Raw genomic sequence first — 5455 nt, 5'->3', positions numbered from 1 at the left:
CCGTACGAGCCCGTCCGGGTCTCCGGCCACGAGTAGTTCGCGGCCGGAGTGGACTCCCGGCCGACGCCGAACGCCGATCCGCGGACCGCACCCCTGTGTCGGCGTAACACACTTAAGAGCCGACTCTGTACTGTCACTCAGTGGCATCCCGACAGGGCGGAGCGGGAGACGCGGAGTCATCCCGTTCCGGATCGACGGAGCGTCGGACTGCGTCCACGACCGCGCCGGCGGGGTCACGCCGGCGGGCGGGGAGGTCGGACCCCCTTCCCTTCGACCCCGAGACGGGCGACTATCGACGGCAGTGCTCGCCGTCTGCGCGCCGGTCCTCCGTCGCGCGAACCGCGGAGGATCCGCCGGTCCGCGACCCCGGTCTCTACGCCCTCACCGATCACTTCCGCGACCGGCTGGAACAGCCGGGTCGCTACGTGTCGACCCGCACCGTGAGCGACGCGATCCGCCGCGGTCAGCTCCGCTGGAACCGGACCGACGGCTGGCGGTTCGCCCTCGTCGACGGGGGCATCCGGTTCGTCGTCGTCGTCGGCGACACGGAGACGAACTCTCCCGTCGTCGTCACCGGTTGGACCGAGGTGGCCAACCGCGAGGCGGCCCTCGACGCCCGCCGGTGGGACCCCGTGGACGTCGACACCATCGCCGTGCGGGCGGCGCTCAGCGAGTCGGCGTCGACGCCGATCCCCGACCGGATCCGCCCCCGGACCGTGACCCGACCGTTCGTGGTGGGCGATCACCGCCTGAAGACCGAGCCGGGCGAGCCGTACGTCCGGTGCGACGACTGCGGCTGCCGGTTCCGCTCGAAGGACGCGATCACCTCCCGCGGCTGTCACGGACGCTCCGGTCGATAAGGCCGCGCCCCGTCCGTCCGCCTCCTCGCTCCGAGCCGCGGACGCTACCCATTTCAGCGTCGCGGCCGAACCGTCGTCAATGACCGACGACCCCGAGGGGTCCGGCGCCGAGGACGGTTCCGCGGCCGCCGCCGACGTCTCGCTCGACCGCTTCCACGAGGCCCTCGAGGCCGAGGAGCGACCGATCGCGACCGCCAGCGAGGTCGCTCGTCGGCTCGGCACGACGCAGTCGGCCGCCCGCGACGCGCTGGCCGCGCTCGTCGACCGCGGCGACGTGGACCGGCTCGACGTCGAGAGCGACCCGGTCGTCTTCTACCCGACCGACTGGGGGCGGCTGGCGAGCCGCGAGCGCGTCGTCGCGTTCCCGAACCGCCGCGAGATCGTCGTCGACCGCCCGACGCAGTACACGCGAGCGCGGCTCTCGCAGTTCGCGTACCTCGTCGACACCACCGGGACGGAACCCGGCACCCGCGGGTACCTCTACCGGATCCGGCAGGAGGACGTGTGGGCCGCGCCGTTCGACGACGCCGACGCCCTCGTCGCGAGCCTCCGGTCGGTCCTCCCGCGTCGGTACGACCACCTCGAGGAGTGGATCCGCGACCAGTGGCGCCGTGCGCACCGGTTCCGCTTATACACCCACGAGGACGACTACGTCGTCTTGGCGGCCGCCTCCGAGAGCCTGATGGGCAACGTCGCGGACCAGCACCTCGACGACGACCACCTCCGCGCGCCGATCTCCGAGACGGAGGCGTGGGTGAACGAGGACGCCGTCGCCGAGGTCAAACGCGCCCTCTACGACGCGGGCTACCCGGTCGAGGACGACCGCGACCTCGACGTGGGCGACCCGGTCGATATCGATCTCACCACCGACCTCCGGCCGTATCAGGAGACGTGGGTCGAGACGTTCCTCGAGCGTCGCTCCGGGGTGTACGTCGGCCCGCCGGGCTCCGGAAAGACCGTGGCCGCCATCGCGACCATCGCGGCCGTCGGCGGCGAGACGCTCATCCTGGTCCCCTCCCGCGAGCTCGCCGGCCAGTGGCGCGAGGAGCTGCTCGAACACTCGACGATAGACCCCGCCGACGTCGGACTGTACCACGGCGGGCAGAAGGAGATCCGGCCGATCACGATCGCGACCTACCAGATCGCTGGCATGGACCGCCACCGCTCCCTGTTCGACTCCCGGAAGTGGGGACTGATCTGCTTCGACGAGTGCCACCACGTTACCGCGCCGGTGTACAGCCGCACGGCGGAGCTCCAGAGCAAACACCGCCTCGGGCTCTCGGCTACTCCGGTCCGCGAGACCGGGAGCGAGGAGGAGATCTACACCCTGATCGGCCAGCCGATCGGCGCCGACTGGGACGCCCTCTTCGAGGCGGGGTTCGTCCAGGAGCCCGAGGTGGAGATCCGGTACGTCCCGTGGCGCGACGAGCTGGCGCAGAACGAGTACGCCAGCGCCGACGGTCGAGAGCGCCGCCGGGTCGCCGCGGAGAACCCCGCGAAGATCGAGGAGATCCGGTACCTGCTGGCCGCCCACCGAGACAAGAAGGCGCTCGTCTTCATCGAGTTCCTCGATCAGGGCGAGGCGATCGGGGACGCGCTCGGCGTGCCGTTCATCAGCGGCGAGACGCCGCACCGCGAGCGCACGGAGCTGTTCCGACGGTTCCGGGAAGAGGGCGGGGACGGCGACGAGCCCGGGGCGGACGGGGACGACCTCGACACTCTCGTCGTCTCCCGCGTCGGCGACGAGGGGATCGACCTCCCGAACGCCGAGGTCGCGATCGTCGCCAGCGGGCTCGGCGGCTCCCGCCGGCAGGGCTCCCAGCGCGCCGGCCGGACGATGCGCCCCTCCGGCTCCGCGCTCGTCTACGTGCTCGCCACTCGCGGCTCCAGCGAAGAGGAGTTCGCGCAGCGCCAGATGCGACACCTCGCGCGCAAGGGCGTGCGAGTGCGCGAGACGAACGTGGCGGAGTAGTCCGTGGCGGAGTCGTCCGTGGCGGCGTAGCCGCCGGTCGCGGAACGGTCGGAGACGGAACCGCCGACTCGCCGGCCCCGGCGGGGAACGCCGAGCACGGACGGGCCTATCTCGGTTCAGGCCGTCAGAGCGAGTCCGCCAGGCGCTCGGCCGCCTCCTCGATACTGTCCTCGTTCTCGATGAACCGGACCGGCGCGTTCTGGTCGCGCGCGTACTGGAGCGCGGCGGAGCGGTTGAGGTCCTGTTCGAAGGAGATCTTGCGCTCGGTCACCGCGTGCGAGTCGCGGTCGCCCGTCCGCCGGCGGTCGAGGATGGTCTCCGGACTCGCTTCCACGAGGACGAACGCGCTCGGCGAGACGTCGTGGAGCACCTCCGAGGGGAGCCCCTGGACGTAGCCGGTCTTCGTTTCGACCGCCAAGTGCGTCGAGAGGAGGACGTCCGCCTCCGCCGCCTCGTCGGCGACGAACTCGCCCGCGCGGCGCTGGAGCCGGCGCGTCTGCGACTGTGAGAGATCGCCCAGTTTCGCCCGTTCGGTCGTGAACCCCATCGCGGCCGCCTGTTCGAGCATCACGTCGCCGAAGTTGATCAGCTTGTACCCGTCTCCGAGCCCGCGTCGGACGGCCTGACAGACGCTCGAGAGCCCGACGCCGTTGACTCCGGACACCAGCGTAACCGCCATCAGAAGCTCACCTCGGTGTCCTCGTCCTGCGGCATGGCGCCGCGGTCGTCGTAGTACCGGCGTCCGATAAACTGCGCCCCGACGAGCGACATCATCGTGTCGTAGAGGTCGTCTGCCGAGTGGAACTCCTCCATGTCGGACCGCTCGATCACCGCTCGGATCGTCGTGGCCTCTCCGTCCGGAGGCGACAGCTCCGTGCTACCCACCGTCTCTAGCACCGCCTTCCGTGAGGCCGGAAACTGTAGCTTCCGTGCGAACAGATCGCGAGTCTCTGGTAAGCGCATACATATCACATGACACTGTGTGGTAAAGTAGCTACGCGTGTGGTCCCGTCCGAGGGATCGCCGCGGCCGGCGCAACGCCGCTCGGAGCAGTGCGCTCTGATCGCACCGCACGGAGCGATAGGCTCTGATCGCACCGCACGGAGCGATACGCTCAGCGCAGCGCCCTTCGGAGGGTCGCTGCCCCGCGCTCGATCGACGCGATCGGATCGGCGGGGTCGTCGTGCTCGTAGACGAGCCACTCGACGTCGGCGTTCCGCGCGCTCGCGACGACCGCGTCGAGGTCCACGTCGCCCTCGCCGAGCGCGACCGACTCGCCGCGATCGGCGTCGTCGTCGGTGACGTGGACGTGCGTGATCCGGCCGGCGTGTCGGTCGATCAGCTCGGCGGGGTCCGCCCCGCCGACGAGCGCCCAGCCGGCGTCGATCTCTAACTCGACCCGATCGTCGGTCCGGTCGATCAGTCGCTCGATAGCGGGGTCGCCGTCGAGGCTCGCGAACTCCTGGTCGTGGTTGTGGTACGCGAGCCGGACGCGCTGGGCGTCGAGGGCCGCCGCGAGGTCGTCCAGCCGCTCCGCGGTCGCGTCGACCGCCGCGGCGCTCTCGAAGTGCTTCGGGTCGAGCCACGGGACGACGAACGTGTCGACGCCGAGCCGACCGTACAGGTCGACGGTGTCGTCGAACTCGGCCTCCAACGCCTCGGCCGGCGTGTCTTCCAACGCCTCGATCGGGACGTGCGCGGAGGCGGCGTCCAGACCGTTCCGGTCGAGCGCCGCGAGCACCGCCTCAGTCGGCGACTCGCGCACCCGATAGGCGAACTCCACCCCGTCGTAGCCGGCCTCGCCCACGCGGTCGAGCAGCTCCGGGAGCGGAGCGTCGACCGAGCGCAGCGTGTACAGCTGGACCGCGATATCGATCATAGCTGTCATTTCTCGGCCACCGATGTATTGATTTGGATATTTCGCGGCCGCGACGCCGCCGATCGGCCTGCGGCCCCCGCTGCCGCCGAAGGTTTGAACACCCGCTCCGTCGACCTCGCGGTATGGAGACTACCGACTCCCCGAGCGGGACGGACGCCGACGGGGTCGACGCGCCGACCGTCGCCGAAGCGGTCGTCGACCACATGCTCGACCGCGGGGTCGACGTCGCCTTCGGGATCCCCGGGAAGCAGACGCTCCCGCTCAACCGGGCGCTCGCCGACCGCGACGCGCGGTTCGTCGTCGCGCGCCACGAGACGGCCGTCACCCATCAGGCGTGGGGGTACGCCGAGACGGGCGAGCCGGGCGCGATGGCGGCGACGGTCGTCGTCCCCGGCCCGGGCGATATGAACGCGATGAACGGGCTGAAGAACGCCCTGAACGACTGCGTCCCCCTCCTGCACCTCGCCGTCGAGACGGAGCGCGAGGTGCGCGGCGGCGACGGGATCCACGAGACGCCGCCGGAGACGTACGACACGGTCGTCAAGGAGAACGTCCTCGTGGACTCGCCGGCGGGCGCCGTCCCCGCCGTCGCCGACGCGATTCGCGTCGCTCGCGAACACCCGCAGGGGCCGGTTCGTGTCGGGATCCCGAAGGACGTCCTCGCGAGCCGGACGCCGCAGCCCGCGGTCGGAGAGCGGTCGCCGAGCGCGCCGCCGGCCCCGCCCGCCGACGCCGTCGACCGCG

The 5455-nt window shown here is 71.2% G+C and carries 6 protein-coding genes; 3 read left to right on the top strand and 3 right to left on the bottom strand.

The annotated features are described in order from the left end of the window. Nucleotides 1–140: 140 nt before the first annotated feature. Nucleotides 141–860, top strand: a complete 720-nt coding sequence (locus tag DJ75_RS04420; protein WP_094522918.1) for a hypothetical protein — start codon at nucleotides 141–143, stop codon at nucleotides 858–860. A 79-nt stretch (nucleotides 861–939) separates the two neighbouring features. After that, nucleotides 940–2832 carry a DEAD/DEAH box helicase family protein gene (locus DJ75_RS04415; protein WP_249269128.1) on the top strand — a complete coding sequence of 631 codons (1893 nt, stop codon included), beginning with the start codon at nucleotides 940–942 and terminating at the stop codon, nucleotides 2830–2832. A 124-nt stretch (nucleotides 2833–2956) separates the two neighbouring features. Here DJ75_RS04415 and DJ75_RS04410 read toward each other — a convergent pair whose 3' ends face one another. The 3 genes from DJ75_RS04410 to DJ75_RS04400 form a co-directional block, all read right to left on the bottom strand. Continuing rightward, the gene (locus DJ75_RS04410) at nucleotides 2957–3511 is read right to left on the bottom strand and encodes an adenylate kinase (protein ID WP_094522916.1); all 555 of its coding nucleotides are present in this window, start codon (nucleotides 3509–3511) and stop codon (nucleotides 2957–2959) included. Further along, nucleotides 3511–3795 carry a hypothetical protein gene (locus DJ75_RS04405; protein ID WP_094522914.1) on the bottom strand — a complete coding sequence of 95 codons (285 nt, stop codon included), beginning with the start codon at nucleotides 3793–3795 and terminating at the stop codon, nucleotides 3511–3513. The genes DJ75_RS04410 and DJ75_RS04405 overlap by 1 nt, the downstream gene beginning before the upstream one ends. A gap of 151 nt (nucleotides 3796–3946) precedes the next feature. Continuing rightward, the gene (locus DJ75_RS04400) at nucleotides 3947–4711 is read right to left on the bottom strand and encodes a sugar phosphate isomerase/epimerase (protein ID WP_094522912.1); all 765 of its coding nucleotides are present in this window, start codon (nucleotides 4709–4711) and stop codon (nucleotides 3947–3949) included. Nucleotides 4712–4833: 122 nt separating this feature from the next. Here DJ75_RS04400 and DJ75_RS04395 point away from each other — a divergent pair. Next, nucleotides 4834–5455 (top strand): thiamine pyrophosphate-binding protein (locus tag DJ75_RS04395; RefSeq protein ID WP_254921875.1); only part of this gene is annotated, 622 nt, incomplete at its 3' end.

The organism is Halorubrum sp. Eb13 (assembly GCF_002252895.1).
In the GTDB taxonomy this organism is placed as follows: domain Archaea; phylum Halobacteriota; class Halobacteria; order Halobacteriales; family Haloferacaceae; genus Halorubrum.
This window is presented reverse-complemented; position numbering and strand designations above follow the sequence as displayed.